Source organism: Psychrobacillus sp. NPDC093200 (assembly GCF_050280345.1).
Taxonomy (GTDB): domain Bacteria; phylum Bacillota; class Bacilli; order Bacillales_A; family Planococcaceae; genus Psychrobacillus; species Psychrobacillus faecigallinarum.
This window is the reverse complement of sequence record NZ_JBNNVC010000009.1, coordinates 16,619-42,345: the sequence shown is the minus strand read 5'-3', so window position 1 is coordinate 42,345 and position 25,727 is coordinate 16,619. Positions and strand designations below refer to the sequence as shown.

Genomic DNA, 25,727 nt, shown 5'->3' with positions numbered 1-25,727 from the left:
GAACAAGGAGGCGTTTTTCATGCAAGATAAAACCATGAAAAACCTGTTCTTTCATTCATTGAGGAGCAAGAAAACACTAGTAACGATAGCATCTTTACTATTGTTTTTTGCAGTAGTTTCGTTCGTTTTATACGAAGGAACAAAGAAAACTGTTGCTTTAACAGTTAACGGAGAACAACAAGAAATAACAACACATGCCAATACAGTTGGTGAGCTGCTAGATGAAAATAATCTAGTAATCACTAACGATGATTTTTTACATCCCTCAGTGAACACTTCAATCAAAAATAATTTAGAGATTGAGTGGGAGCAGGCAAGACAAATAGAAATTACGGTAGATGGTAAAATTCAAACTGTCCAGACTACTGATGATTTAGTTTCAGAAGTACTAGCAAAGGCAAATGTTCCATACACCGAACATGATGCGATTACCCCTGCTGCAGATGCAGAGGTGGGACCCGATAATCGAATTGCAATTGAGAAAGCATATGAAGTAACGCTTATAGATGGCAAGGAAGAGAAAAAATTATGGTCCACTTCGACTACGGTCGCTGACTTTTTAAAAAAACATAAGATTCCATTGAATGAATTGGACCGTGTAGAACAGAAAATGGATGAAATTATACTTCCTAATTCTGCAATACAAATAGTGAGAGTAGAAAAGGTCACCGATGTAGTTGAGGAAGAAACAAACTTTGCAGTAGTTACAAAGAAAGACGATTCTCTTCTAAAAGGAAAAGAAAAAGTAGTTGAAACAGGCGAAAAAGGATCTATTGCGCGCACTTATGAGGTTATTAAAGAAAACGGAGTGGAAGTTTCTCGTAACATAGTAAGTGAAAAAGTAACAAAAGAGCCTAAGAAAAAGGTTGTTTCTGTGGGAACTAAAGTAATGACTGCCAGTGCCAACGTATCGCGTGGTACTAATACCTCAGCAGCCCCATCTGGAGGAAGCGAGTTTTATGTTACAGCTACAGCATACACGGCTAGCTGTAATGGCTGTACAGGAGTAACTGCTACTGGTATTAACCTAAAAGCAAATCCAGACGTGAAAGTTGTGGCGGTAGATCCTAGTGTCATTCCACTTGGATCTAAGGTGTGGGTTGAAGGCTATGGTTATGCAATAGCTGGAGATACTGGTGGAGCTATAAAAGGAAACAAAATAGATCTATTTATGGCTTCCAAATCGCAAGCCTATGATTTTGGTCGCAAAAAAGTACGTGTAAAAGTTTTAAAATAATACAAATGGGAATGTAAGTGGTTAGCATAGTATGAATTATCGGGTGTACTATGTGCTAGCTTGCATGAATATATGTATATAAATTTTCCGTATAGCTTTCCCTCTCGTTGATAGGGAGAGCTTTTTTGCGTTATGATAGAGGCTAGCATAGAAGCAGAAAAGAGGGAAAATGCTTGCGTATAAAAGAAATTATTGTCGTAGAAGGAAAAGATGATACGACTGCTATAAAAAGAGCAGTAGATGCTGATACTATAGAAACCAATGGGTCAGCCATTTCTAAAGAGACACTAATGAAAATTCAGCATGCCCAGGAAAAAAGAGGAGTCATAGTATTTACTGACCCAGATTATCCTGGAAGAAGAATTCGTGCAATTATAGAAGAGCAAATACCTGGTGTGAAGCACGCTTTTTTATCTAAGGAAAAAACGATAGCGAAAAACGGTAAGAGCCTGGGAATTGAACATGCCAAGGATGAAGATATTCAACAAGCTCTTAGTGATATTTATACCCCAAAAACTGACTCGGAAACTCATATTTCAATACCTTTAGAGGTGTTAATAGAAGGAAGGTTAATTGGGCACCCCAAAGCCAAGGAACGGAGAACAAGACTGGGTGAATTTTTAAAAATTGGCTATACCAATGGAAAGCAGCTACAAAAAAGGCTATCTATTTTTCAAATACACAGGGAGCAGCTTGAAGCAGCTATTCTGCAACTCGATTTGGAGGACAACAAAGAATGACACAAAAAGATATAGCGACCCCGGTTCGCACACAAGAGATACTTAAAAAATATGGATTTTCATTTAAGAAAAGCTTAGGGCAAAATTTCTTAATAGACCCTAATATTCTTAGAAATATTGTAAGTCATGCTAATTTAACGAAAGAATCAGCAGCTATTGAAATAGGACCTGGTATTGGTGCCTTAACAGAGCACTTGGCAAGAGAGGCAGGAAAAGTAGTTGCATTTGAGATAGACCAACGTCTTTTACCAGTCTTAGATGACACACTGTCACCATATAATAACGTAGAAATCATTCATGGGGATATTCTTGAAGCAAATGTGCTACAAATGTTTGAAGAGAGATTGTCTGATTATAAGGATGTCATGGTTGTAGCTAATTTGCCATACTATGTAACAACCCCTATTTTGCTAAAGCTGTTAATGGATCGCTTACCTATTCGGGGAATGGTTGTGATGATGCAAAAGGAGGTGGCAGATCGAATTACCGCTTCACCGGGTACCAAAGCATACGGATCCTTATCAATTGCCATTCAATATTACATGAAAGCAGAAGTAGCGATGACTGTTCCAAAGGCAGTATTTATGCCACAGCCTAACGTTGATTCTGCGGTCATAAAGCTAACTCGCCATGAAACACCGCCAGTCCAAGTTATTGATGAGGACTTCTTGTTTAAAGTTTCAAGAGGCTCCTTTGTTCAACGCAGAAAAACGATTATTAATAACCTTCAATCTTCTCTGCCAAATGGCAAGGAAAAAAAGGAATTAATCGTGCAAGCGTTAGAAAAGGTGGGGGTTAACCCTACTCGCAGAGGAGAAACATTAAGTATTGAAGAATTTGGGCGATTGGCAGATGAACTATATCCTAATTTCCATTAAATTTACTTGTTACAATATTAGTAATGTTAATAAATAAAAGTATCCTAAACTAATAATAAAAACGTTGACAAGAGTATGCTTATGTTGATAAAATGTTTTGTTTGACAAAAAAATGGATATGTGTTAATATTGTAATCAGTGAGGTGTAAGCGGAATGCCAAAAACTTTAGCTGATATTAAAAAGTCATTAGATCATCATTTAGGGAAACGTTTGCAGTTAAAAGCAAACGGAGGACGTAAGAAGACAATCGAACGAGCAGGTGTACTAAGAGAAACATATCATGCTGTATTCGTAATCGATTTGGATCAAGATGAAAATTCTTTTGAACGTGTATCTTATAGTTATGCAGACATTTTGACAGAAGCAGTAGAAATCACTATTTATGACGAAGCAAATAATTCAATTGTAGTAAAATGATTGTTTAGAACTTTTATTTTTACATTTTTATATGACAAAAACTTCTTTCCTCATTCGATTGAATGGGAAGGGAGTTTTTTTCTTTATATCGGACATACTAATATTGCTAGTTGTTATTAGGAGGATTCACCAATATGGCTAGAAGAGGAATTATGTCTAAAGAATTAAAAGAAGAGATTGCAAAAGATCTTGGATTTTATGATGTAGTTAAAACTGAAGGCTGGGGTGGGATTAAATCCCGTGATGCAGGTAATATGGTGAAACGCGCAATTGAAATGGCGGAACAACAAATGAACAACCAAAGTAAATAAATCTTACCGAGCACGATATCCAAAAATAACGTACAACTAGCAAAGAAAAGGCGAATTATTAGCCTTTTCTTTTTGATTGTTCTCATTTTTTTCAAAAAGGTAGTACTATGGTAAAATAGGGAACAGCATAAGTAGGAAAAGGAGCAGATGGGATGTACTACGTAAAAGCACCTGCTAAGATAAATTTAACACTCGATGTATTACATAAACGCCCCGATGGTTTTCATGAAGTGGAAATGATTATGACCACGGTTGATTTGGCAGACCGAATTGGGCTTGAATTGAGAGAAGATGGAATCATACATATTATTTCAGTAGACCGCTTTGTTCCAAATGATCATCGTAACCTTGCCTATCAAGCGGCAAAGGTACTGAAGGAAATGTATAAGGTGAAATCTGGTGTCTCTATTAAAATTGAAAAGAATATACCAGTAGCAGCTGGTCTGGCTGGTGGTAGCAGCGATGCAGCAGCTACCTTGAAGGGTTTAAATATACTTTGGGAGTTAAACCTTACATTGGACGAGCTAGCTCAAATCGGGACAAAAATAGGATCAGACGTAGCATTTTGTGTATACGGAGGAACTGCTTTGGCAACAGGCCGAGGAGAAAAAATTCAAGAGCTCCCAACGCCAGCTAACTGTTGGGTGATATTAGCTAAGCCGACACTAGGTGTATCAACAGCTGATGTATATGGAAACTTAAAAGTTGATCAGATTGTTCATCCGAAAACGACGCAGATGTTGAAGGCTATACAGGAAAAAGATTATGAATTAATGTGTAACTCCCTAGGTAATGTTTTAGAGGATGTCACCTTAAAGCTTTATCCTGAAGTGGCAAACCTAAAGGAGCAAATGCAACGTTTTGGCGCAGATGCAGTATTGATGAGTGGAAGCGGTCCAACCGTCTTTGGTCTTGTCAACCATGAATCTAGAGTTCAGAGAGTATATAACGGACTAAGAGGATTTTGCGACGAAGTTTATGCAGTAAGACTAATGGGAGATAGAGAATTTCTTGCTTAAACACGTATAATTGTGTTAAGTTTTCTATAAAAAATTCGTGATTAGAGGTGATAAAATGAAATGGAAAAGAAGCGAACGACTAGTTGATATGACTCAATATTTAATGGAACATCCTCATAAATTAATCCCTTTGACTTTTTTTGCTTCCTTATACCAATCTGCCAAGTCTTCTATTAGCGAAGACTTGACGATAGTTAAAGAAACATTTGAGGAAAGAGGTAAAGGTTTGCTAGTTACCATACCCGGTGCAGCAGGCGGAGTAAAATTTATCCCTACGATGACCGAAGAAGATGTGAAAAAGGTTGCTCAAGAACTGATGGTTCAGTTGTCGAAAGCAGAGCGCCTTCTACCAGGCGGTTATTTATACATGACAGATTTATTAGGCGAACCTGCTCTTATGAATAAGATAGGAAAAGTCTTTGCATCTGCATTTGCGAACGAAAAAATCGATGCTATTATGACAGTCGCAACTAAAGGTATTCCTATCGCACATGCTATAGCTAGACACTTAAACGTACCTGTAGTCGTAGTTAGAAGAGATAGTAAGGTTACGGAAGGACCGACTGTCAGCATCAATTATGTTTCTGGTTCTGCTAGAAGGATTCAAACAATGGTTCTATCTAAGAGAAGCATGGAAAAAGGGCAACGCGTTCTTATTACCGATGACTTTATGAAAGTCGGTGGAACAATTAACGGGATGAAGAGCCTGTTAGAAGAATTTAATTGTGAGCTTGCAGGGATTGCCGTTCTAGTAGAGGCGGAGCATGAAGGAGATCAACTAGTTAAGGACTACTTGTCCTTAGTTAAATTGCATGAAGTAAATGAAAAAGACGGAACCATCGCTTTAACAGAGGGAAATTATTTTTTAGAGGGGAGACAACAATGATGAAAATAGTATCAACAAATAATGCACCGGCTGCAATTGGTCCATATGTACAAGGTATGGTAGTAAACGGGATGTTTTATAGTTCTGGACAAATTCCTTTAACACCTGAAGGAAAGGTAGTAGAGGGATCTATTACAGAACAGACCGAGCAAGTATTTGCTAATCTAGATGCTGTTTTAACAGAAGCTGGGTCCTCCTTGACTCAAGTAGTCAAAACCTTAGTATTTTTGAAGGATATGAATGACTTTGCAGAGTTTAACCTAGCTTATGAAAAACATTTTGGTGAACATAAACCAGCTCGCTCAGCAGTAGAAGTAGCACGTCTACCTAAGGATGTAAAAGTAGAAATTGAAGTAATAGCAGTTGTTTAATAGTAAAACGCATGTTTTCCTCGGAAACCATGTGTTTTTTTGTATGAATAAACAGAACTAGCTGTATTACATAAATATTATTATAATCTATAAAATATTAAAAATATTCCCAAACTAAGAAGGAAATTTTAAATTTTTGTGGAATAGTAAGTTAATATAGATATTTGCAACTAGGGGGAAGGAGAAATTACATGGAAGTCACAGATGTAAGATTACGCAAAGTATTAACGGATGGTCGTATGAGAGCGATCGCTTCCATCACACTGGACAATGAGTTTGTAGTCCATGACATTAGAGTTATTGAGGGAAATGCAGGATTGTTTGTAGCCATGCCAAGTAAGCGAACACCTGAAGGAGAATTTCGAGATATAGCTCATCCCATTAACGTGGGCACTCGATCTAAAATCCAGGATGCGGTGTTGTATGCCTATCATTTAAGCGATGATGCAGTTCCTGAAGTAGAAGAAGCAACGGCAGAAGCATTATGATAAGATGCTGAATCATTAAGGTGTTTGTCTCCTAAAGGAAGCTTATGACGTAAAATTATCTGTCGAAATTAGATAGGCAGCTTTTTAATATTGTTGAAAAGCTGCCAATATAATCCTCGTTATTATTTTTTAACTACAATAAAGCTCTTCTGCTAGCCTTCATCATTTAACCTATCAAAACAATTATCCCTTACCTATCATTATCTGATATTATTCCCCGATGTAAGATTCATTTCTTCATGTATTATACGCCTATTAATATCCAAAGCTGTGGAAAAAGTTGTGTAATTATTAATAGAATAGGATAAAAAATATATATATTACTTGTTTTGTCATGTATTTGTCAAGAGAATTCCTTGAAAAAAACCCTCATTTCCTATATAGTCAAAAGAGGAAATTAGCCCACTGGAGGGAAATATCAAATGACAAATACCTATGCGGTTGTTTTAGCAGCCGGTAAAGGCACTCGTATGAAGTCTAGTCTATATAAAGTATTACATCCTGTATGTGGTAAGCCAATGGTAGAGCATGTTATTGATAACATGGAAAAAGTAGGAGTAGAGAAGATTGTTACAATCGTAGGCCATGGTGCTGAAATTGTAAAAAGTGAGCTTGGCAATCGAAGTGAATACGCATTACAAGCTGAGCAATTAGGTACGGCTCATGCAGTTTTACAGGCAGAAGAATCACTTGCTAATCTTCAGGGAACTACAATCGTTGTTTGCGGGGATACTCCATTAATTACTGCAGAAACTATTAAGGCTTTGCTAAAGCATCATGAAGAATCCAAAGCAAAAGCAACCATTTTAACTGCTATAGCAGATGATCCTACTGGTTATGGAAGAATTATTCGTAACGAGGCGGGACACGTTAAATCTATAGTAGAACATAAAGATGCAACAGCAACGGAGCAGCTAGTAAAAGAAATTAACTCTGGTACTTACTGCTTTGATAATGAAGCACTATTTAAATCACTAAAGTTAGTAAAAAATGAAAATGTTCAGGGTGAATATTATTTACCTGATGTAATTGGTATACTACAGCAGGACGGAGAAATTGTTTCTGCTTACGCAGCAAAAGATTTTGACGAAACTCTTGGTATTAATGATCGTGTAGCACTTTCTCAAGCAGAACAAATTATGCGCTCACGAATTGCTCATCATCATATGCGTGAAGGTGTAACAATCATAGACCCTCAAAGTACATATATAAGCAGTGAAGCAGTTATTGGCGCTGACACTGTACTACAGCCCGGAGTCATTATTGAGGGAAAAACAATAATTGGAGAAAAGTGTACAATTGGTCCTAACAGCCATATTGTATCTAGTGTTATTGGGGCAGAAACAACTGTCCACTCCTCGGTTGTATTATCTAGTGAAGTTGGAAATCATACAGCTATTGGCCCGTTCGCACATATCCGTCCACAATCGGAACTTGGAGATCAAGTTAAAATTGGTAACTTCGTTGAAGTGAAAAAGTCGGTTGTAGGTAATGGAAGTAAAATTTCTCATCTAAGTTATATGGGGGATGCAGCCATTGGTACAAATGTAAACATTGGTTGCGGAGCAATTACGGTTAATTATGATGGTAAAAACAAATTTATGACGACAATTGAAGACGATGCATTTGTTGGATGTAATTCTAATCTTATAGCACCGGTAACGATAGGTAAAAAAGGATATGTAGCAGCAGGATCTACAATAACCAAGGATGTTCCTGGTGAAGCACTGGCTATTGGCCGAGCAAGACAAGAGAATAAAGAAGGCTACGTAAAAAAACTCAAACTAAAATAACCAATTATTCAGGAGGATTATCATGACTCATCGATATGAAAATGCCAAACTAAAAATATTTACTCTTAATTCTAATAAAAAATTAGCTGAAGAAATTGCAAAAGAAGTTGGAGTTCCGCTAGGGAAAAGTACTGTTACAAGATTTAGCGATGGCGAGGTCCAAATCAATATCGAAGAGAGCATTCGTGGGTGTGATGTATTTATCGTTCAATCCACCTCGGGTCCTGTAAACGAACATATAATGGAACTATTAATAATGTTAGATGCAGTAAAACGTGCTTCTGCTCGTAGCGTAAGCGTGGTTTTACCTTATTACGGATATGCTCGTCAAGACAGAAAAGCTCGTGCACGTGAGCCAATTACAGCTAAGCTAGTAGCTAATCTACTGACTTCTGCAGGTGCAACTCGAGCAATCGTTCTAGATTTGCATGCACCACAAATTCAAGGTTTCTTCGATATTCCAATAGACCATTTAGTGGCTGTGCCTATTCTATCTGACTATTTCTTAACGAAAAACCTAGATCCTTCTGAGGTTGTTATAGTTTCACCTGACCACGGTGGAGTTACACGTGCTCGCAAAATGGCAGACCGTTTAAAAGCACCAATTGCTATTATCGATAAACGACGTCCACGCCCGAATGTAGCTGAAGTAATGAACATAGTTGGTAATGTAGAAGGTAAAACGGCTATTTTAATCGATGATATCATTGATACAGCAGGGACAATTTCGATTGCTGCTAATGCCTTAATGGAGAGTGGCGCTAAAGAGGTTTACGCATGCTGTACACATCCTGTGTTATCGGGTCCTGCAATTGAACGTATTGATAACTCTGTTATTAAAGAATTGGTTATTACAAATTCTATCCAATTACCAGAAGATAAGCATTCTCCAAAAATTAAAGAGCTATCTGTAGCCAAACTATTAGGAGATGCGATTGTTCGTGTATTTGAAGAAAAATCTGTAAGTACGCTGTTTGATTAATGCTTATTTAACTTAATATATGTTTGAATCATCCTTCCGAAGGGTATCTTATTTATAGTTACTTATACAATCGGGAGGATGATTTGATTATGGCTACTATTATAAAGGCACAAAAAAGATCACAAAAAGAAAATTCCAAACTAAGAAACAGTGGTTACATACCAGCAGTAGTTTATGGTTTTAAGGTCGATTCCCAACCAATTGCGGTTGATGAAAAGGATTTAACAAAAACACTACGTGAGGTTGGAAGAAATGGTGTAATGAAGCTAGATGTGGAAGGCAGTTCTGTTAATGTAGTATTGAATGATTATCAAATGAACATCCTAAAGGGACAAATGATTCATGCCGATTTCCTTGCGATTAATATGAAGGAAGAGTTAGAAGTAAGTGTAACGGTCAATACTACTGGAACTTCTATTGGTGTTTCAGAGGGTGGTTTACTGCAACAACCAAATAGAGAAGTAACTGTATTAGTAAAACCTTCTGATATCCCAGATTCCATTGAAGTAGATGTTACAGAAACTGCTATTGGTGATACTATAACAGTCGGAGATGTTAGGGAAAAGGTAAATTATACTATAGTAGAAGATGATGATTTCACTTTAGTAACAGTATCTGCACCAAGAGTAGAAACAGAGCCTGAAACAGAAACAGAAGCTGAAGACACAGAAGAAGCACCATCAGAGGAATAGGTAGAAGAGATTGTCATAGACAATCTCTTTTTTTCAGGTAAGTAAGAAGTTTGGACTTTCCCGATTTCATGCCGTGTATACACACCAAGACATTCCACTCGCTTTATAGATGTTTATATCCACTGTTATGTTAGAATAAAAGAAATAAGAGTTAAAGGAATGGAATGTAATGAAAATGATCGTTGGCCTTGGAAATCCAGGCAAGCAGTATGAAGCTACGAGACATAATATTGGTTTTCAAGTAATAGATGAGCTTTCAAAACGGTTGAGTATCCCACTTAACCAATCGAAGTTTAATGGTATGTATGGGACAGGACATATTGGAACTGAGAAAGTGATGCTTTTAAAGCCATTAACTTACATGAATCTATCGGGAGAATGTATTGTTCCCCTGATGGATTATTTTGGGGTAGAGGATGAAGAATTAGTTGTAATTTACGATGACTTGGATCTTCAAGTAGGAAAACTAAGACTAAGACAAAAGGGAAGCGCTGGAGGGCATAACGGGATAAAGTCAATCATTCAACATCTGGGTACGCAGGAATTCAATCGTATTCGCATAGGGATAGACCGACCCAAAAACGGCATGAAGGTTCCAGACTATGTCCTCTCAGATTTTACGAAGGAAGAAAAAATTGAAATAGAAATAGCTACTCAAAAGAGTGCAGATGCATGTGAACAATGGTTTAATAAGAGCTTCTTAGAAGTCATGAATATTTTTAACGGTGCATAAAACAAGAAGTAAAAGCCTATACTTCCTAAAAAGGGGGTTAATGGCTATGCCGATTCGTTATAGATGTCGCCATTGTGAAACAGAAGTAGGCCAGCTACCATTGGATTCCATAGACGAGGCTTTTCTACAAAAAAATAATATTGAGCCAGAAGAACAACATATATATATTCAAACGGGAGCTGAGGGAGATTATACAATCCAGTGTATTTGCGAAGAGTGCCAAACCTCTTTGCAGAAATTTCCGAGTTACTACGCATTAAAAAAATGGATACAGTAAATGCTTTGGCACATTTTGTGCACAAAGCCTTTTTCTGTTTTTGCTGTTCCAAATAAATCGTTTTATTTGTTTATTAGATAAGGGTGGGTGGAAATGGAACTGCTAAGTAATTTATTGATCGAAGATACACAAATGCAAAAGCTAGTGAAAGATTTAGAGAGTGGTACTGATCAAACTTTAGTAACGGGCCTCTCAGGGAGTGCCAGGGCTGTCTTTACTAAAATGCTGCATAAAGCATTAGAAAAACCAATCCTTATTGTCACACCAAACCTGCTACATGCGCAGAAGCTTACTGAGGATTTAGTTAAGCTCCTAGGAGAAGAATTGGTGAGATTGTATCCTGCAGATGAATTGATAGCTGCAGATATATCCATTGCAAGCCCCGAGTTACGTGCGCAACGGTTAGAAGCACTAGACCATATGCTCAATGTTAAACGAGGAGTCTACATTGTCCCGGTGTCTGGCTTGAAAAAGCGTATGGGAAATGTAGATGATTGGAAGAATAGCTCCATCGTCCTTGTAGAGGGAGAGGACCTTATATTAGACACCTTCCTGCAAAATCTAGTGGATATGGGTTATGTCCGTCAGCCGATGGTTACCGCACCTGGGGAGTTTGCGCTTCGTGGCGGCATAATTGATATTTATCCCTTGTATTTAGAGAATCCAATTCGTATTGAATTGTTTGATACTGAGATTGATTCAATCCGTACCTTCTCTGCGGAAGATCAGCGTTCCTTAAAGAAGTTAAAGGATATTCGTATACTACCAGCTACTGAATACGTACTGACTAAGGGGAAAAAGGTATTGCTTGCTCAAAAGCTAGAGGACGCATTAGCGGAGAGCCTGAAAAAGGTAAAGCTTCCTGACATGAAGGAGAAGTTTTATCAAAACATTCAACAGGATATAGAGTTATTAAAACAAGGCGAACAACCGAAAGAATTCATGAAGTATATTTCGTTAATAGAAGAAGATAGTTTCTTAGGAGATTATTTTGATCCGAGTGGAATTATTTTATTTGACGAGCTCGGACGTATTCAAGAAGTAACGGAAACGTTAGAAAAGGAAGAGAATGATTGGTATCTTTCATTGCTCGAAGAAGGAAAAACGGTCCACGATGTAAAACCATCGTATAACTTAAAAGAGATTATCCAAAAGCTTCCCAACTATAAAGTATATCTATCCTTATTCTCGCGCACGTTCTCTGGGGTAGTTATTAAGAAAGCGATGAATGTATCTTGTAAGCCAATGCAAAATTTCCATGGACAAATGCATTTGTTGAAGAACGAAACGGAGAGGTTTGCCCAAGGTAAATTTAGAGTAGTCATTTTGGCAGACGGTAAGGACCGTGTACAAAAAGTTCATACTGTACTAGAAGACTATGAAATAGTATCTAAGATTGGACCAACTGCAAAGGACTTTGACAAACCTGGTATTTTTATCGTTGAGGGTGATTTAGAGGCTGGCTTCGAATTGCCTCTGCAAAGAATTGCGGTCATTACAGATTCTGAATTGTTTAAACAAAAGCATAAGAAAAAAGCGAGAACACAAAAAGTAACAAACGCAGAACGTATTAAAAGCTACTCAGAGATAAAACCTGGAGACAACGTTGTACATATCCATCATGGGATAGGGAAGTATATAGGAATAGAAACATTACTTGTAAACGGAATCCATAAAGACTATTTGCATATCCGCTACCGTGGAGAAGATAAGTTATTTGTCCCTGTAGATCAAATTGACTTAATACAAAAATATGTTGCTTCCGGAGAAAAGGATCCAAAGCTTCATAAACTAGGTGGAGCAGACTGGAAGAAAACAAAATCTAAAGTATCTGCAGCAGTGCAGGATATTGCAGATGAGCTTATCAAGCTCTATGCAAAACGAGAGGCCGAGGTGGGATATGCATTCGAACCAGATGGGGAAATGCAACATACCTTTGAGGCAGCATTCCCATACGAGGAAACAGAAGACCAGCTTCGTACAATAGAAGAAGTTAAAAGAGATATGGAAAGACCGAGGCCGATGGATCGCTTAGTATGCGGGGATGTGGGTTATGGTAAGACAGAAGTTGCTATTCGTGCTGCGTTTAAAGCAGTCATGGAAGGTAAACAAGTAGCATTCCTATGTCCTACGACCATACTTGCACAGCAACATTACGAAACGATGATGGAGCGTTTTCAAGATTTTCCGATTCAAGTAGGTCTGTTAAGTCGCTTTAGAACTAAAAAGCAACAGGCGGAAACTATTAATGGTTTGAAAAAGGGCCTTATAGACATTGCTGTGGGTACGCACAGAATCTTGTCAAAAGACGTGGAGTATCAAGATCTCGGACTATTAGTCGTCGATGAGGAGCAGCGTTTTGGGGTGAAGCATAAAGAGAAGATTAAACAGCTAAAAACCAACGTAGATGTTATTACACTAACAGCTACGCCAATTCCTCGTACACTTCATATGTCGATGATAGGCGTACGTGATTTGTCCGTCATCGAAACTCCTCCTAAAAACCGTTTTCCAGTACAAACCTATGTAATGGAATATAACGGTGCGTTAGTAAGAGAGGCAATTGAAAGAGAGCTAGCAAGGGGAGGACAGGCATTTTTCCTCTACAATCGAGTAGAAGACATTACACGCAAAGTGGATGAGATTCAAATGCTTGTTCCAACTGCTAGAGTTGGATACGCACATGGGCAGATGTCTGAAACAGAGTTGGAATCCGTAATTATCAGTTTCTTAGAGGGTGAATATGATGTGCTTGTTACGACGACTATTATAGAAACTGGGATTGATATACCGAACGTTAATACATTAATTATTCATGATGCTGATAAGATGGGGCTATCCCAGCTGTACCAATTACGTGGTCGAGTGGGTCGTTCCAACCGTGTTGCCTATGCCTATTTAATGTATCAAAGAGATAAAGTATTGACTGACGTAGCGGAAAAAAGACTACAGGCAGTGAAGGAATTCACAGAGCTAGGTTCCGGGTTCAAGATAGCAATGCGAGATTTATCGATTCGTGGAGCTGGAAATCTACTTGGCTCCCAACAGCATGGGTTTATCGATTCAGTAGGTTTTGATCTATATACGCAAATGCTAGAAGACGCTATCCAAGAAAAACAAACCGGTATTAAAAAGGAAGAATTACAGGAAATCGAAATAGTATTAGGAACAGATGCTTACATTTCAGATGAATATATTCCTGACGGATATCAAAAAATTCAAATGTATAAGCGTGTTAAAGCAATGGAAAAAGAAGAAGAGTACCTCGATTTAGTAGATGAACTACAGGATCGTTTTGGAGATATTCCTTTAGAAGCTGAAAGATTGCTCCGTATTGCTAGGATGAAGGTTTGGGGCAAAGAGGCCGGTGTAGAATCTATCAAAGAATCCGATAAAGTTACTACTATCCGTTTAAGTGCAGAGGGTACCAAGACTATTGATGGAGCGAAGCTTCTGGAGGAATCGATGAAATATGGTCGTGCCATAGGCTTTAATGTAGACAAGACAAATCTAGTTTTAACGATCGATGAACGTAAAACTGGGAAGTATAATGCGTTTGATGTTTTAGAAGATATCATGAGTTTATTGCCTAAATCAAAAAAGATATTAGAAGTAAATTAACGTATTGCATATTATTAGGAGATGTGAGCCATACTATGGCAGAAATGAACTTTAATTTCCATTCTGTCGAAAGAGAGGCACACATTACATGAAAGCAACTGGCATAGTACGTCGTATCGATGATTTAGGTAGAGTTGTAATACCAAAAGAAATTCGTAGAACCCTTCGTATCAGAGAGGGAGATCCATTAGAAATCTTCACTGACCGTGAAGGGGAAATCATCTTAAAAAAATATTCTCCAATTAGTGAGCTTGGTGACTTTGCAAAAGAATACGCAGAAACACTATATGAAACATTGGGCACACCAGTGCTTATAAGTGACCGTGATGAAATGATCGCGGCAGCCGGGTTATCTAAAAAGGATTATTTAAAACGAAGATTGAGTCCAGATGTGGAAGACGTCGTCAACAATAGAACGATGGTTATTGAAAAACATGAAAATTCTGTGGAATGGGTTCCAGGAGTGGTAGAAACAGTTAAGTCTTACTGCATCGCTCCAATTATCGCATCTGGGGATCCAATAGGTGCTATATTCCTTTTCTCTAAAGTGCACTTTATTGGAGAAGCAGAAATGAAGGCTATTGAAACTGCAGCTAATTTCTTAGCAAAACAAATGGAAAATTAAACCGACCTTCCTCTTATACAAGAGGAAGGTTTCTTTATATTCATGTATAATAGTGCTATTGCTGGATGGAAGAAGGATTACAGATGAGCAACGAATGGAATATGAAAACTTATATGAAGGGTGCTGCCATGCTAACAGTCGCGGCTATTATCGTGAAACTGTTAAGTGCTATTTATCGGGTACCCTTTCAAAATCTAGTTGGGGATGAAGGCTTTTATATATATCAACAGGTTTACCCTTTCATTGCGATTATTACCACTTGGACATCTTTTGGCTTTGCTGTAGCCCTATCTAAAATTATGTCAGACTATCGAGCTTCTGGTAAATCCTTTGCAATTCCCCAAATAAGAAGGATTGCTTTTTACTATATAGCAATTATTTCGGTAGTATTCTTTTGCTTATTATTTTTTGGTGCCAATTTATTGGCTAATTTTATGGGAGATATCCAACTAGCTCAGCTTTTAAAAGTAGGTTCATATGTTATTCTGCTTATGCCAATGCTTGCTGTCTTAAAAGGAGAATTTCAAGCTGACGGGCGAATGGGATACGTTGCGTATGCTCAAGTAGTCGAGCAGGCAATTCGAGTTTCTGTTATCTTATTTGGAACTTGGGTGGTCCTCTTAAACAGCATGGATCTATACAAAGCAGGAAGTATGGCTATGTATGGTGCAGTTGCAGGAGAATTAGGTGGGGTATTCTTTTTAGGGATAATCTATTGGAAAATAACAAGAAAAACACATACTAAAGAAAACAAATTATTGGTGCCTATTTGGCCAATTGTAAAGGAATTGACGATGCTAAGTGTAAGTGCAAGTATTAGTGCATTGCTGTTCCTACTCCTTCAATTGGTGGATTCCTTTACGGTATTTCAAATACTAGTAGATAATGGAATGGCAAGACAGGAAGCGATGGAAAAAAAGGGTGTGTATGATAGGGGCCAACCATTAGTACAGCTAGGGATTGTCATTGCTTCCACTCTTTCACTTGCCATTGTACCTCTTGTTGCTCATCGTTTAAATAAAGAAAAAGGAAGAACAGCCCTACCTTTTATGCAGCTGACATTTAGAGTAGCATTTACATTTGGAGTCGCTGCAGCGTTAGGACTTATCGCAGTACTGCCTTATTTGAATGAGATGCTGTTTAAAACGCGTGCAGAATCTATTACTTTAATGGTATTTTCATTTCAGATTATTTGGATGTCTTTAATCTTAACGCTAATGGCTATGCTTCAGGGTGGCGGTAAAACTAGAATTCCAACTATTATCTTATTGCTTGGTGTGTGCGGTAAATGGATATTAAACAACATACTAGTACCTAGCTATGGTGTATTAGGTGCTGCTTTAGCGGGTAATATTAGTTTAGCTCTTATATGTTTCTTAATGCTTTTCTACTTTAAGAATCTCTGGAGAATCCGTTTTGCTACGTTAAAATTTTATAAAGGAGTTTCTCTAGCGGCATTTATGATGCTTCTTGCCGTGATTGCATACACTAAGCTGGCAGAGAATATCTTCTTAGCGACTCTCTCAAGCAGAATGCAGGCAATAGTAATTTCAATTAGTGCCGTATCATTGGGAGCCGGTGTCTTTATATTTATATTGACGAAGAAGAGAGTTATCGGGGAGAAAGAATGGTTTTTACTTCCCTTTGGAAGAAGAATGGCCAAACTTCAGCTTTGGTTGAATAAAGAAAAGTAAGGTTGTGAGAAGATGAATGAAATCACGATAATTGGACTTGGAGCCGGCGATATAGACCAGCTTCCTCTAGGAATTTACAAAAAGTTAAAAAATACAGCACACTTATATGTTCGGACGGAACAGCATCCCGTGCTTCAAGAGCTACAAAAAGAGGGAGTGTCGTGGACTAGCTTTGATGAAATTTATGAAAAAAATGATCAATTTGAGAGTGTGTACAAAGAGATTGTAGAAAGTCTTTTACAGCAGGCAGAAAATTTCCCACTAGTCTATGCTGTTCCGGGACATCCACTAGTGGCAGAACAAACCGTACAGCTTTTAATAGAAGCGGAAGAGCAAGGTAAGATAAAGATTAAAATAGAAGGTGGACAGAGCTTTTTAGATCCTATCTTTGGTGCTCTTCGTATTGATCCTATTGAAGGATTTCAATTATTAGATGGAACGAGCTTTAAACGAGATGAAGTTCAGATGAATGCCCATGTGTTAATAGGACAAGTATATGATGCGTTTAGTGCTTCCGAGGTGAAGCTAACTTTAATGGAGAAGTATCCTGACGATTATGAGGTGACCATTGTTACGGCAGCTGGCTCCTCGGAGGAGATTTTAAAGAAGGTGCCTTTATTTGAGCTAGACCGAGAAATGGAATTAAATAATCTCACTACTCTATACGTTCCACCAATTCATGAAAAAGAAAATCGTATAAAGGAATGGCAGACCCTCAGAGAAGTGGTAGCCCAATTAAGAGGTCCTGATGGCTGTCCTTGGGATAAAGAACAAACTCATACAACCTTGAAAAAATATGCAGTAGAAGAAGTATATGAACTACTTCAGGCGATAGATGAGGAAGACGACGATCATATTGTTGAAGAGCTAGGAGATGTCTTGTTACAGGTGTTTTTACATGCACAAATTGGGGAAGATAATGGATACTTTAGTTTAGAGGATGTTTTAGCTTCTGTAACTGAAAAAATGATTCGAAGACATCCACATGTTTTCGGGGATGCAGTAGCAAACAATACAGATGACGTTTTACGTAACTGGCAGACGATTAAAGCGCAAGAGGGTAAGGAGTCAACTAAATCTCTACTTGAGGATGGACTGCGAACAGATTCTTCCTTGCTAACATCTTTTAACTATCAAAAAAAAGCAGCCAAAGTAGGTTTTGATTGGCCGGAGGTTTCTGAAGCTTGGGAGAAATTTGAGGAAGAATTACAGGAGTGGAAGGTTGAGCTCCAGTCAAACGATAAAGAAGCTCAAACAGATGAGTTAGGAGATTTATTATTTACTGTAGTGAATTTAGCACGTTTCTATGGGCTATCTCCAGAGCTTGCTATGATGCAGGCCAATCAAAAATTTAAAAGAAGATTTGAATATATAGAAAAATGTGTCAACCAAGGTAGAAGAAGCTTTGAAGAATATAATTTAGAGGAGCTTGACCAATTTTGGAACGACGCAAAAAAATTAGAGAGGTAGTGAGTACATGAGATTAGATAAGTTTTTAAAGGTTTCAAGACTGATTAAACGAAGAACGTTAGCCAAAGAAGTAGCAGATCAAGGGCGTGTCACCATCAATGGGAAGGTGGCAAAGGCCAGTTCAGATGTAAAGGTTGGAGACGAATTATCTATTCGTTTTGGACAGAAGGTTGTCACTGCTTCAGTGGACGGGATTAAAGATTCTGCCAAAAAAGAGGATGCTGCCTCCATGTTTACGATTATTAAAGAGGAGAGATTAGAAAAGGTCGACTCTCAATTTATTGATGACGAAGATTAATGGTAGATTCTTAAAGAAGATAATAATTAACTGGTCAACTAGTTTAGATCAAGTGTAACAAGTTTCGTAGCAATACCTCTGCTAAAATGTAATCTCCTTATCCAACTAAATCTATCACGAATAAATTCTTTTAAAAAAAAGCGTGATAACAAGTCATGCATCTTTTCAATGCTGCATACAATAGATTAGGACAAGGAGAGGAGAGAGTATATGCAATATCAAGCAGAGAATCAAACTATCACAATTCCGTCGGGGGATCATTTAATTTCACTAAGAAATCGTAAAAGAATGGACTTAACATCTGTAAAAACAATCGAACGATTTGATCAGCAAGAGTTTTATGTACGTACATCTCAAGGAACCCTTCATATTAAAGGAGAGGACTTGAAGATTGTCCATCTAGATGTTGATAAAGGGCTTCTAACTTTGGAGGGCATTGTACGATCAATGGAGTATGATGAGGAACAAAGTTCAGACGGCGCTAGAGGATTACTTCATAAATTATTCGGATGACACTTTCTCTACAGTTTTATAGTTTATTATTAATGATTGCTAGTGGTATCTTAGTAGGTGCAATAATCGAAGGAACGCGATTTATAACGGAGCATACTCCGAGGCGTTCCTTTGTTTTTAAATACCGAGTAATTTTAGAAATAATAGTCTGGATTCTTATGGGACTAGCAACCTTTTATATTCTTTTCAATGTACGCGACGGGATATGGAGAATTTATGATCCACTTGCTCAAGTATTTGGAATTCTCCTGTATCAGTTATTTTTTCAGCCCGTCTTTCGACTAGCTGGAAGAATCTTTTTGCGTTTAGTAGTAATGCCGATTTGGTTTATAATTCGTATCATTTTGACGATTCTTAGAAAAATTATGCATTTAATACTATTCATTATTCGTTTTATCCTAATGCCGTTTCTTATTCTATATAAAAAAATAAAGCAATTGGCCCTACAGAAATTGCCAAAAATGAGTTATAATAAAAGATACAAGAAATCTAAGAAAAGATAGGAGAGAACGATGTGAGACAGAGGCAAATAAAAGAAGAACCATACGAAAAACAAGTGGCATCTATAAATACAGACTATTTACGCTCTGTTCAACGTCGCGATTCTCGTATTAAATCTAAAAAAGTTCGGTTGTTGAGACGCTTAGTAAGTTTCTTCATTGTTTCTATAGCAGTAATAGGATTTTTAGTTACCATCTTGGTTAACAGTCATCAAACCTTGGCTGAGAAAAAAGAACAGCAGGTGCAGGTAGAAGAAGAACTGGCAAAAGCGCAAGAAGACCAAGAAATGCTTAAAATTCAAATATCTAAGTTAAACGATGATGAATACATTGGGAAGCTATTAAGAAAAGAATTTTTCCTTTCAGAAGAAGGAGAAATTATCTTCTCCTTACCAGAAGAAAGTGACAAATAACATAAAAAATCTAACTTGAAGAGAGTGGTCTTGTTGACACTCTTTTTTTGTTAGCTATAATAAAAGATAGGGTCTGTATAAAAAATATACAAATTCATTTATAAAGAACCGCTTAAATTCTAAGGAGGAGCATTTTTTTTATGTCAATTGAAGTAGGCAGCAAGGTACAAGGTAAAGTAACAGGAATCACTAACTTCGGAGCGTTCGTTGAGCTTCCTGGGGGCTCAACAGGTCTAGTTCACATTAGTGAAGTTGCAGATAACTATGTGAAGGATATTAATGAGCATTTAAAAGTAGGCGATATGGTCGAAGTAAAAGTGATGAATGTTGAAGCGGATGGCAAAATCGGCTTATCTATTCGTAAAGCAAAGCCACAAGCAGAAAGACCAGAGAGACCAGAACGTCCTCAGCGTCCACGCAATAATAACCGCCCGAACGATCGTGATCGTCCGAGCAAAGAGAATTTTGAGCAAAAAATGGCAAGATTCTTAAAGGATAGTGAAGATCGTTTGTCTACGTTAAAACGCGCAACAGAGTCTAAACGCGGTGGTAGAGGCGCAAAACGAGGATAATATGCTGTCTGTTTTATCGGTAGAAAAAATGTTTAATAGATGTGGAAAGGTGTTAGCATTGCTAACGCCTTTTTTGTATGGTAAATATTTTCACTATTGGAACAAATGAGGTAAAATATATATGTAATTTAAAATAAATGAATTTTATTAATAGAACACACAAGCATCTAGTAAATGTTCGATACAGACAAGAACCCCTAACGGCACCCGTACTTTGGGTTTATCTCATGGGAAATGTGAATTGACTTAAATGAAAAATGATTAATTGTAGAGTGATTGGGTAGTTAAATATTACGAACTATCAGTTTAGGAGGCAAAGCATGACTAAAGATGAAATACTAAAAGCGCATCAGCAATATTTAGAGTGGTTGGATTCTCTTGAGAGCTTAAGTGAAGAAGAAGGGAACACTCCTTACCGTGAAGGAAAATGGACGCCAAATGAAATTATTATGCATATGGCGGAATGGGACAAGTTTACGTTACAGGAACGTATACCTTTAATGAAAGAAGGAGAAAAACATCAAGCGTATCCAAATTTCGAAGACTTCAATGCAAAAGCTGCAGCCCTTGCTAATGAACAAACATTTAAAGAAACCATTGCTCATGCAAAAGAACAGCGCAAAGCCATAATGGGAGAGCTTAAGAAGATTGATGAAATAGAATGGGATAAATATTTTTATATTGGGGATCATTCCAGCACTATACGCAACTATTTCACTGACTTCCTGGAGCACGACCTACATCATCAAAAACAGATTTCACCAGGCTATAGTAGTTAAATTCATAGTTAAAATTGCAACCCGTAGACCAATTTGAAAGCAATATATGGTCTGCGGGTTTTTAATGTTTAGGAGATTAATAAAATTTTGAGAAAGAAGTATGCTAGGGGGATTAATGAATGATAAAGAGAAACTCAGCGAAGGCTATTATAATTGATGATAAGAGAATATTAGTTATCAAGCTCCATGAAAATAATGAAATCTACTATATTTTGCCGGGCGGAGGGCAAGAGCCGGGGGAAAATTTACATGAAGCCCTCAAAAGAGAGTGTAGGGAAGAGGCAGGAGCAGAGATTACCATTGGAGATATAATATTTGTGCGAGAATATATTTGGAAGAACCATGAATTAGCAGGGAGACACGGAGATTATCATCAGACGGAGTTTATGTTTTTATGTAAAGTCGAGCCGTTAAACTTCGCAAAAAGTACTTTACCTGATAGAGGACAAATCGGTTTAGAGTGGATACCTATTTCTAGATAATGGAATATAATTTTTCTCCTAAAGGCTTGAGACAACATATAGTTACTTATTTTAAGGAAGGAAAAGCACAGGTCTATGTCGGTAGACATTAATTAATAGATAGAGCTTTAGGGCTTTAAGAAGTGCAGAATACAGATTGTGAAGAAAATTTCTCGTAGAGAAACTCCGACCTCTTTGAAAATGTATACAGTTTGAGCCCACTTTATAGTGGGCCTATATTTGGTTGGCTCAAAACAAAATAAGTACTTTTCTATGTCGGAAAACGGTTAGCGATCGTTACTGGTAGATTTACCTAATGAAAAACCTTCAAACAAGCGACCACCAAATGGTTCTAGTATTTCGTCGACAAGCTCGATAATTTTCACTTTATCCCGATGCTTGTAATAGGCGTCGAAGACTTCAATAAATTTATGAGCAAACGATTCGTCAAATTGCTTCAATGCGCGATATCCCCACTTAGAAGTACCAACCCACTGACGATTCACTCTTAACACAAACTCGCTAGCTAGCTCTAGGAGGGTATGGACAATAAAGATATCCTCTTCGGGGGTTGTACTTCCGATAAAATCGTCTAAAACATCTGTAAGAAAATAGCGCTTCAATGTAATGGTAGCTTTTGACCATTCCTTCGGTCCATTCGACAATAACAAGCGGGCTTCTCCTTGAATAGACGATAATAACCCATCATCCTTTAAAACCATTCCCTCGACTATCATCTTCGGAAGCGATGGCTTAGCCCTCTCGCAATCCAACTCAAAGTAATGTTTGTAGGAACTTAAATTATGGATAAATACTTCTACAGGCCACCCTTCTACATAAAAGGATTCTCTAAAAGCTGAAAGAATACTATTATCAAAAATTACAATATCCAAGTCAGATGTGGAAGTACCTTCTCCACGAACAATACTCCCAGCCAAAATGGCACCCTGACAGTGAGGATAATATTGCTGAATAAAGTGATTAGCCACTGCAATTGGATCGTTTTTTTCCTTAAACACTTTCTTGCCCCCTTTTATTAAAGGATAGCAAAAAAGAGGCTGCATTTGTGCAACCTCTTTTTAAGATGACCCCTACGGGATTCGAACCCGTGTTACCGCCGTGAAAGGGCGGTGTCTTAACCGCTTGACCAAGGGGCCGTATAATGGCGGCCGAGGGGATCGAACCCCCGACCTCACGGGTATGAACCGTACGCTCTAGCCAGCTGAGCTAGGCCGCCGTTTTAACGAACAAATATCATATTACAAGCGTTTGGACAAAGTGTCAATACTTTTTTGAAAAGATATTTTAAAAAATATATCTACAAAAAAAACTGACAATTTACGTGGCTGCAAAAGCACCTAAATTACTAGGTTTTTAAAGAAGTATGGACCTTAAGTGTAGGCCTCATATTTTAATATTCAAATCATGGTATATCAGGTCGAAAAGTTTTTGAGAGGAGTGTCAGGAAGAGACATACTTTTTGAAATGCAGTAGGTATACTTCGAACATGAGTTGAATAGGGAGGTATACAAATATGAAAACGATTTACGAACAAGAACAAAAAAGAAGCTTTGCGTGGAGAAGGGTAGTAGAAAATATTCAGGCAAGAAAGGTCACCATATCTTTAATGGTCACATTCTTTGTTCTTTCTTTTTTCTTAGCCCAGGTTGTTCTATTCGAGGCATCGGTCCCATTTTTCTTACCTATATGGGCGTTGGTTAATTTAAGGTTTCAACGTTTTATACCTTGGACGTTTGCAGGAGCACTTTTGGGTAGTATGACGCTTGGGCTAGGACAATTACTAATCCATGTATTTCAAGCGGTATTTTTTACACTTCAAGGAAAAAGGTTTATAGAGAAAATCCCAATACCTTTATTTGTCCTGATAGATGTTGTCCTTATTCAATTGATTTGGCAATTTGTATCGTATGGCGGCGCCGTTCCAATGTCTATTTTGTTAGCTATAGGCTATGAGGGAATCTTAAGTTTGTTCATGACTATCTTTTTATTTCAGTTATTTCTTCCTTTACCTGAGTTCCTCCATAAGAGATGGACTATGGAAAGGATGGGATCAGCTTTATTGATAGGGGCATTAGTCTTGACTGGCATGTCTTCTTTTATAGTTGGTTACGTCTCTGTTCCGTTAATTATTGCGCATTTAGTAATTGCTGTAGCTGCCGCGGTAGGGGGTGTTCAGCTTTCTACTGTTGTAGCAGTCCTGGCAGGTACGATATTAAGTATCTCCACCTTAAGCTTCAGTGGAATGATTGCCGTTTATGCCTTGACTGGTTTTTTAGCAGGCTTGCACAAAAGATTTGGCCGGCTTTGGCAAGCATTTAGTATGCTAGGTGCAACTTTTTTCTTTATCTTATATGATCATACACTACCATTAGATTCCGTTTATATCGGTTCTCTAGTAGCCGCCTCACTAATCTTTTTTATGATTCCCTCGAAGTGGATTAAAGATGTGAAGGAGCAGCTATACCCAGATACGACTCATGTCCTTTTGAGAAGGCAAAAGTGGATGACAGAGAAGGTGAATCATCAGCTACAGGAATTTCAGCATTTTGTAGATTTTATCACACGTTTTATATCGGATCGTTTTGAACCTAAATCGGCAACCGAGGAAGTAGTGGAGCCATTAGCAGCTTGTCAGTCTTGCTTTCATTATGAAAAATGTTGGGGGGAGAAATCTAACGGAATACCGAGTCTTATACAACAATGGGAGGACCAACCAAGAAAAGCGAGAATTCAGCTGGAGAAGAAGATGCAATATAAATGCGTTAAACCACTTCAAATATTGCAAGAGTTAAAGGAAAGAGAGGCGAAAAGACAGCTAGCATATGAAATGCAGCACGGTAAGAAAATGTTCGCACTAAAGCTGAGAGATATGGGAAATCATATGAGTGAGCTAATGAACAACTTAGAAAATAATGTATCGTTATATACATCACATGAAGAGGAAGTGAAGCAAAAATTTCAACAATGTAATATTCCGTTTTATCAAATAGACATTTTAAATATTGATGTAGGACAGATGGAGGTAGTCTGCTGTTTGCCAGTAGAGTCGAGAGGCAAAATGATAGGCGAACGATTGATCATACCAATCCTCTATGAACTATGGAAGGAGCCTTTTGAGATAACCTCCATGAAAGAAGTGCATCAGCCGTATGAGCATATTCAAATGACATTTAAATCATCCGTTAGATTTAATATTTCCCACGATATATTTACTTCCTCAAGTAGAAATACAATCTATTCTGGGGATGCTCATGCTGTATTTCCTTTACATCCCGGATTACTTGCAGTTATTTTATCGGATGGAATGGGCAACAATGTAGAAGCACACCGTGAAAGCAGAAGGGTTATGCAATTTATGAGAGAATGCCTTAACAAAAAAATGGATCCTGAAACGACTATGCATACGTTGCATTATATGATGAGCCTACAGGATGACTCTGATAGCTACGCAACCGTTGATCTGGCACTAATTGATCTTCAGAAGGGGGAACTATGGTCTTGGAAAGCAGGCAGTATGTCTACTTATCTAATTCGAGGAAATGAGATGAGGAAAATAGAAAGTAAACACGTTCCATTCGGCTTCTTACCTACGTTCTCGATAGAGGCGAGAAAGGTCGATATTAAGGACGGCGATATATTATTAATGTTATCGGATGGGGTGTTTTCAGCAAATACAACTATAGAGAAGCAGGAGGCATATTATAAAAAAGTATTACAGGATCCTTCTATGAACGCAGAGAAATTCGTAAAAATATTAGAAGAAACTTACTCATTACCAGGAGATGATCGCACGGTTATTTTTATGCACGTAAAGCATACTGTTCCGGAATGGTCAATATTTTCACCTAGACAAGCATCTAAGTTCCATGAAAAAATGGTACACTAGACTAGTATAAATGCTTATATAGAAGAGAATTATGTAGATAGATTGAAGG

General features: G+C 37.8%; 27 protein-coding genes and 2 tRNA genes. 26 read left to right on the top strand and 3 right to left on the bottom strand.

Going from position 1 to position 25,727, the window contains the following annotated elements:
* Window positions 1–19 precede the first annotated feature (19 nt).
* From ACQKNZ_RS19710 to ACQKNZ_RS19590, 25 genes are all read left to right on the top strand, one after another.
* Window positions 20–1,237, top strand: a complete 1,218-nt coding sequence (locus tag ACQKNZ_RS19710) for a G5 and 3D domain-containing protein (RefSeq protein WP_144541547.1) — start codon at window positions 20–22, stop codon at window positions 1,235–1,237.
* Window positions 1,238–1,410: 173 nt separating this feature from the next.
* Window positions 1,411–1,977 (top strand): ribonuclease M5, encoded by a 567-nt coding sequence (rnmV, locus tag ACQKNZ_RS19705; protein ID WP_154311967.1) that lies wholly within the window; start codon window positions 1,411–1,413, stop codon window positions 1,975–1,977.
* Window positions 1,974–2,855 (top strand): 16S rRNA (adenine(1518)-N(6)/adenine(1519)-N(6))-dimethyltransferase RsmA, encoded by an 882-nt coding sequence (gene rsmA, locus ACQKNZ_RS19700; RefSeq protein ID WP_154311966.1) that lies wholly within the window; start codon window positions 1,974–1,976, stop codon window positions 2,853–2,855. The genes rnmV and rsmA overlap by 4 nt, the downstream gene beginning before the upstream one ends.
* Window positions 2,856–3,009: 154 nt before the next feature.
* Entirely contained in the window at window positions 3,010–3,273 is a 264-nt protein-coding gene (gene veg / locus ACQKNZ_RS19695; RefSeq protein WP_144541541.1) for a biofilm formation stimulator Veg, read from the top strand.
* Window positions 3,274–3,407: 134 nt separating this feature from the next.
* Window positions 3,408–3,584 carry a small, acid-soluble spore protein, alpha/beta type gene (locus ACQKNZ_RS19690; protein ID WP_144541539.1) on the top strand — a complete coding sequence of 59 codons (177 nt, stop codon included), beginning with the start codon at window positions 3,408–3,410 and terminating at the stop codon, window positions 3,582–3,584.
* Between the two features lie 152 nt (window positions 3,585–3,736).
* Window positions 3,737–4,603: a 4-(cytidine 5'-diphospho)-2-C-methyl-D-erythritol kinase gene (gene ispE / locus ACQKNZ_RS19685; RefSeq protein ID WP_427661397.1), complete on the top strand. Its 867-nt coding sequence runs from the start codon at window positions 3,737–3,739 to the stop codon at window positions 4,601–4,603.
* 55 nt (window positions 4,604–4,658) lie between these two features.
* The gene (gene purR / locus ACQKNZ_RS19680) at window positions 4,659–5,489 is read left to right on the top strand and encodes a pur operon repressor (RefSeq protein ID WP_144541536.1); all 831 of its coding nucleotides are present in this window, start codon (window positions 4,659–4,661) and stop codon (window positions 5,487–5,489) included.
* A complete protein-coding gene (locus tag ACQKNZ_RS19675) occupies window positions 5,489–5,860 on the top strand; it encodes a RidA family protein (protein WP_144541577.1) in 372 nt (123 codons plus the stop codon). Before purR ends, ACQKNZ_RS19675 begins: the two co-directional genes overlap by 1 nt.
* Before the next feature lie 191 nt (window positions 5,861–6,051).
* Window positions 6,052–6,348, top strand: a complete 297-nt coding sequence (spoVG, locus tag ACQKNZ_RS19670) for a septation regulator SpoVG (protein ID WP_144541534.1) — start codon at window positions 6,052–6,054, stop codon at window positions 6,346–6,348.
* A gap of 422 nt (window positions 6,349–6,770) precedes the next feature.
* Window positions 6,771–8,141 carry a bifunctional UDP-N-acetylglucosamine diphosphorylase/glucosamine-1-phosphate N-acetyltransferase GlmU gene (gene glmU, locus ACQKNZ_RS19665; protein ID WP_144541532.1) on the top strand — a complete coding sequence of 457 codons (1,371 nt, stop codon included), beginning with the start codon at window positions 6,771–6,773 and terminating at the stop codon, window positions 8,139–8,141.
* 22 nt (window positions 8,142–8,163) lie between these two features.
* Window positions 8,164–9,123 (top strand): ribose-phosphate diphosphokinase, encoded by a 960-nt coding sequence (locus ACQKNZ_RS19660; RefSeq protein WP_144541530.1) that lies wholly within the window; start codon window positions 8,164–8,166, stop codon window positions 9,121–9,123.
* Between the two features lie 89 nt (window positions 9,124–9,212).
* Window positions 9,213–9,815 (top strand): 50S ribosomal protein L25/general stress protein Ctc, encoded by a 603-nt coding sequence (locus ACQKNZ_RS19655; RefSeq protein ID WP_144541528.1) that lies wholly within the window; start codon window positions 9,213–9,215, stop codon window positions 9,813–9,815.
* Between the two features lie 169 nt (window positions 9,816–9,984).
* Window positions 9,985–10,548, top strand: coding sequence for an aminoacyl-tRNA hydrolase (gene pth / locus ACQKNZ_RS19650; RefSeq protein ID WP_144541526.1), 564 nt, complete (start codon window positions 9,985–9,987; stop codon window positions 10,546–10,548).
* 46 nt (window positions 10,549–10,594) lie between these two features.
* Window positions 10,595–10,825: an anti-sigma-F factor Fin gene (locus ACQKNZ_RS19645; protein ID WP_144541524.1), complete on the top strand. Its 231-nt coding sequence runs from the start codon at window positions 10,595–10,597 to the stop codon at window positions 10,823–10,825.
* 93 nt (window positions 10,826–10,918) lie between these two features.
* The gene (gene mfd, locus ACQKNZ_RS19640; RefSeq protein WP_427661392.1) at window positions 10,919–14,446 is read left to right on the top strand and encodes a transcription-repair coupling factor; all 3,528 of its coding nucleotides are present in this window, start codon (window positions 10,919–10,921) and stop codon (window positions 14,444–14,446) included.
* 88 nt (window positions 14,447–14,534) lie between these two features.
* Window positions 14,535–15,071 (top strand): stage V sporulation protein T, encoded by a 537-nt coding sequence (spoVT, locus tag ACQKNZ_RS19635; RefSeq protein ID WP_144541520.1) that lies wholly within the window; start codon window positions 14,535–14,537, stop codon window positions 15,069–15,071.
* 83 nt (window positions 15,072–15,154) lie between these two features.
* Entirely contained in the window at window positions 15,155–16,765 is a 1,611-nt protein-coding gene (locus tag ACQKNZ_RS19630; protein WP_191697929.1) for a putative polysaccharide biosynthesis protein, read from the top strand.
* Between the two features lie 12 nt (window positions 16,766–16,777).
* Window positions 16,778–18,235: a nucleoside triphosphate pyrophosphohydrolase gene (gene mazG, locus ACQKNZ_RS19625; RefSeq protein ID WP_427661389.1), complete on the top strand. Its 1,458-nt coding sequence runs from the start codon at window positions 16,778–16,780 to the stop codon at window positions 18,233–18,235.
* A 7-nt stretch (window positions 18,236–18,242) separates the two neighbouring features.
* A complete protein-coding gene (locus ACQKNZ_RS19620) occupies window positions 18,243–18,533 on the top strand; it encodes an RNA-binding S4 domain-containing protein (protein ID WP_144541514.1) in 291 nt (96 codons plus the stop codon).
* Window positions 18,534–18,743: 210 nt separating this feature from the next.
* Window positions 18,744–19,046, top strand: coding sequence for a sporulation protein YabP (gene yabP / locus ACQKNZ_RS19615; protein ID WP_144541512.1), 303 nt, complete (start codon window positions 18,744–18,746; stop codon window positions 19,044–19,046).
* Window positions 19,043–19,549 (top strand): spore cortex biosynthesis protein YabQ, encoded by a 507-nt coding sequence (gene yabQ, locus ACQKNZ_RS19610; RefSeq protein ID WP_191697927.1) that lies wholly within the window; start codon window positions 19,043–19,045, stop codon window positions 19,547–19,549. The genes yabP and yabQ overlap by 4 nt, the downstream gene beginning before the upstream one ends.
* Window positions 19,550–19,560: 11 nt before the next feature.
* Entirely contained in the window at window positions 19,561–19,959 is a 399-nt protein-coding gene (locus ACQKNZ_RS19605; RefSeq protein WP_229653979.1) for an FtsB family cell division protein, read from the top strand.
* A 140-nt stretch (window positions 19,960–20,099) separates the two neighbouring features.
* On the top strand, window positions 20,100–20,531 hold the full coding sequence (locus tag ACQKNZ_RS19600) for a S1 domain-containing RNA-binding protein (RefSeq protein ID WP_144541508.1): 432 nt from the start codon (window positions 20,100–20,102) through the stop codon (window positions 20,529–20,531).
* A gap of 320 nt (window positions 20,532–20,851) precedes the next feature.
* Window positions 20,852–21,310 (top strand): DinB family protein, encoded by a 459-nt coding sequence (locus ACQKNZ_RS19595; RefSeq protein ID WP_427661385.1) that lies wholly within the window; start codon window positions 20,852–20,854, stop codon window positions 21,308–21,310.
* 119 nt (window positions 21,311–21,429) lie between these two features.
* On the top strand, window positions 21,430–21,792 hold the full coding sequence (locus ACQKNZ_RS19590; protein WP_427661383.1) for an NUDIX domain-containing protein: 363 nt from the start codon (window positions 21,430–21,432) through the stop codon (window positions 21,790–21,792).
* A 266-nt stretch (window positions 21,793–22,058) separates the two neighbouring features.
* Here the strand turns inward: ACQKNZ_RS19590 and ACQKNZ_RS19585 are convergent, their stop codons facing one another.
* The 3 genes from ACQKNZ_RS19585 to ACQKNZ_RS19575 all read right to left on the bottom strand — a co-directional run bounded on the left by ACQKNZ_RS19585 (window position 22,059) and on the right by ACQKNZ_RS19575 (window position 23,008).
* Complete coding sequence (locus tag ACQKNZ_RS19585; RefSeq protein WP_427661381.1) at window positions 22,059–22,790, bottom strand: nucleotidyltransferase domain-containing protein; 732 nt, start codon at window positions 22,788–22,790, stop codon at window positions 22,059–22,061.
* Window positions 22,791–22,856: 66 nt separating this feature from the next.
* A tRNA-Glu gene (locus ACQKNZ_RS19580) sits at window positions 22,857–22,928 on the bottom strand.
* 6 nt (window positions 22,929–22,934) lie between these two features.
* Window positions 22,935–23,008: transfer RNA gene (locus ACQKNZ_RS19575), tRNA-Met, on the bottom strand.
* Window positions 23,009–23,305: 297 nt separating this feature from the next.
* Between ACQKNZ_RS19575 and ACQKNZ_RS19570 the strand changes: the two genes are divergently transcribed.
* A complete protein-coding gene (locus ACQKNZ_RS19570) occupies window positions 23,306–25,678 on the top strand; it encodes a SpoIIE family protein phosphatase (protein ID WP_154311956.1) in 2,373 nt (790 codons plus the stop codon).
* Window positions 25,679–25,727: the final 49 nt, after the last annotated feature.

Excerpts from the sequence above, each read along its gene's own strand:
- ACQKNZ_RS19710 (WP_144541547.1), top strand. The coding sequence starts at position 20 with ATGCAAGATAAAACCATGAAAAACCTGTTCTTTCATTCATTGAGGAGC.
- rsmA (WP_154311966.1), top strand. The coding sequence starts at position 1,974 with ATGACACAAAAAGATATAGCGACCCCGGTTCGCACACAAGAGATACTT.
- veg (WP_144541541.1), top strand. The coding sequence starts at position 3,010 with ATGCCAAAAACTTTAGCTGATATTAAAAAGTCATTAGATCATCATTTA.
- ACQKNZ_RS19690 (WP_144541539.1), top strand. The coding sequence starts at position 3,408 with ATGGCTAGAAGAGGAATTATGTCTAAAGAATTAAAAGAAGAGATTGCA.
- ispE (WP_427661397.1), top strand. The coding sequence starts at position 3,737 with ATGTACTACGTAAAAGCACCTGCTAAGATAAATTTAACACTCGATGTA.
- purR (WP_144541536.1), top strand. The coding sequence starts at position 4,659 with ATGAAATGGAAAAGAAGCGAACGACTAGTTGATATGACTCAATATTTA.
- ACQKNZ_RS19675 (WP_144541577.1), top strand. The coding sequence starts at position 5,489 with ATGAAAATAGTATCAACAAATAATGCACCGGCTGCAATTGGTCCATAT.
- spoVG (WP_144541534.1), top strand. The coding sequence starts at position 6,052 with ATGGAAGTCACAGATGTAAGATTACGCAAAGTATTAACGGATGGTCGT.
- glmU (WP_144541532.1), top strand. The coding sequence starts at position 6,771 with ATGACAAATACCTATGCGGTTGTTTTAGCAGCCGGTAAAGGCACTCGT.
- ACQKNZ_RS19660 (WP_144541530.1), top strand. The coding sequence starts at position 8,164 with ATGACTCATCGATATGAAAATGCCAAACTAAAAATATTTACTCTTAAT.
- ACQKNZ_RS19655 (WP_144541528.1), top strand. The coding sequence starts at position 9,213 with ATGGCTACTATTATAAAGGCACAAAAAAGATCACAAAAAGAAAATTCC.
- pth (WP_144541526.1), top strand. The coding sequence starts at position 9,985 with ATGAAAATGATCGTTGGCCTTGGAAATCCAGGCAAGCAGTATGAAGCT.
- ACQKNZ_RS19645 (WP_144541524.1), top strand. The coding sequence starts at position 10,595 with ATGCCGATTCGTTATAGATGTCGCCATTGTGAAACAGAAGTAGGCCAG.
- mfd (WP_427661392.1), top strand. The coding sequence starts at position 10,919 with ATGGAACTGCTAAGTAATTTATTGATCGAAGATACACAAATGCAAAAG.
- spoVT (WP_144541520.1), top strand. The coding sequence starts at position 14,535 with ATGAAAGCAACTGGCATAGTACGTCGTATCGATGATTTAGGTAGAGTT.
- ACQKNZ_RS19630 (WP_191697929.1), top strand. The coding sequence starts at position 15,155 with ATGAGCAACGAATGGAATATGAAAACTTATATGAAGGGTGCTGCCATG.
- mazG (WP_427661389.1), top strand. The coding sequence starts at position 16,778 with ATGAATGAAATCACGATAATTGGACTTGGAGCCGGCGATATAGACCAG.
- ACQKNZ_RS19620 (WP_144541514.1), top strand. The coding sequence starts at position 18,243 with ATGAGATTAGATAAGTTTTTAAAGGTTTCAAGACTGATTAAACGAAGA.
- yabP (WP_144541512.1), top strand. The coding sequence starts at position 18,744 with ATGCAATATCAAGCAGAGAATCAAACTATCACAATTCCGTCGGGGGAT.
- yabQ (WP_191697927.1), top strand. The coding sequence starts at position 19,043 with ATGACACTTTCTCTACAGTTTTATAGTTTATTATTAATGATTGCTAGT.
- ACQKNZ_RS19600 (WP_144541508.1), top strand. The coding sequence starts at position 20,100 with ATGTCAATTGAAGTAGGCAGCAAGGTACAAGGTAAAGTAACAGGAATC.
- ACQKNZ_RS19595 (WP_427661385.1), top strand. The coding sequence starts at position 20,852 with ATGACTAAAGATGAAATACTAAAAGCGCATCAGCAATATTTAGAGTGG.
- ACQKNZ_RS19590 (WP_427661383.1), top strand. The coding sequence starts at position 21,430 with ATGATAAAGAGAAACTCAGCGAAGGCTATTATAATTGATGATAAGAGA.
- ACQKNZ_RS19570 (WP_154311956.1), top strand. The coding sequence starts at position 23,306 with ATGAAAACGATTTACGAACAAGAACAAAAAAGAAGCTTTGCGTGGAGA.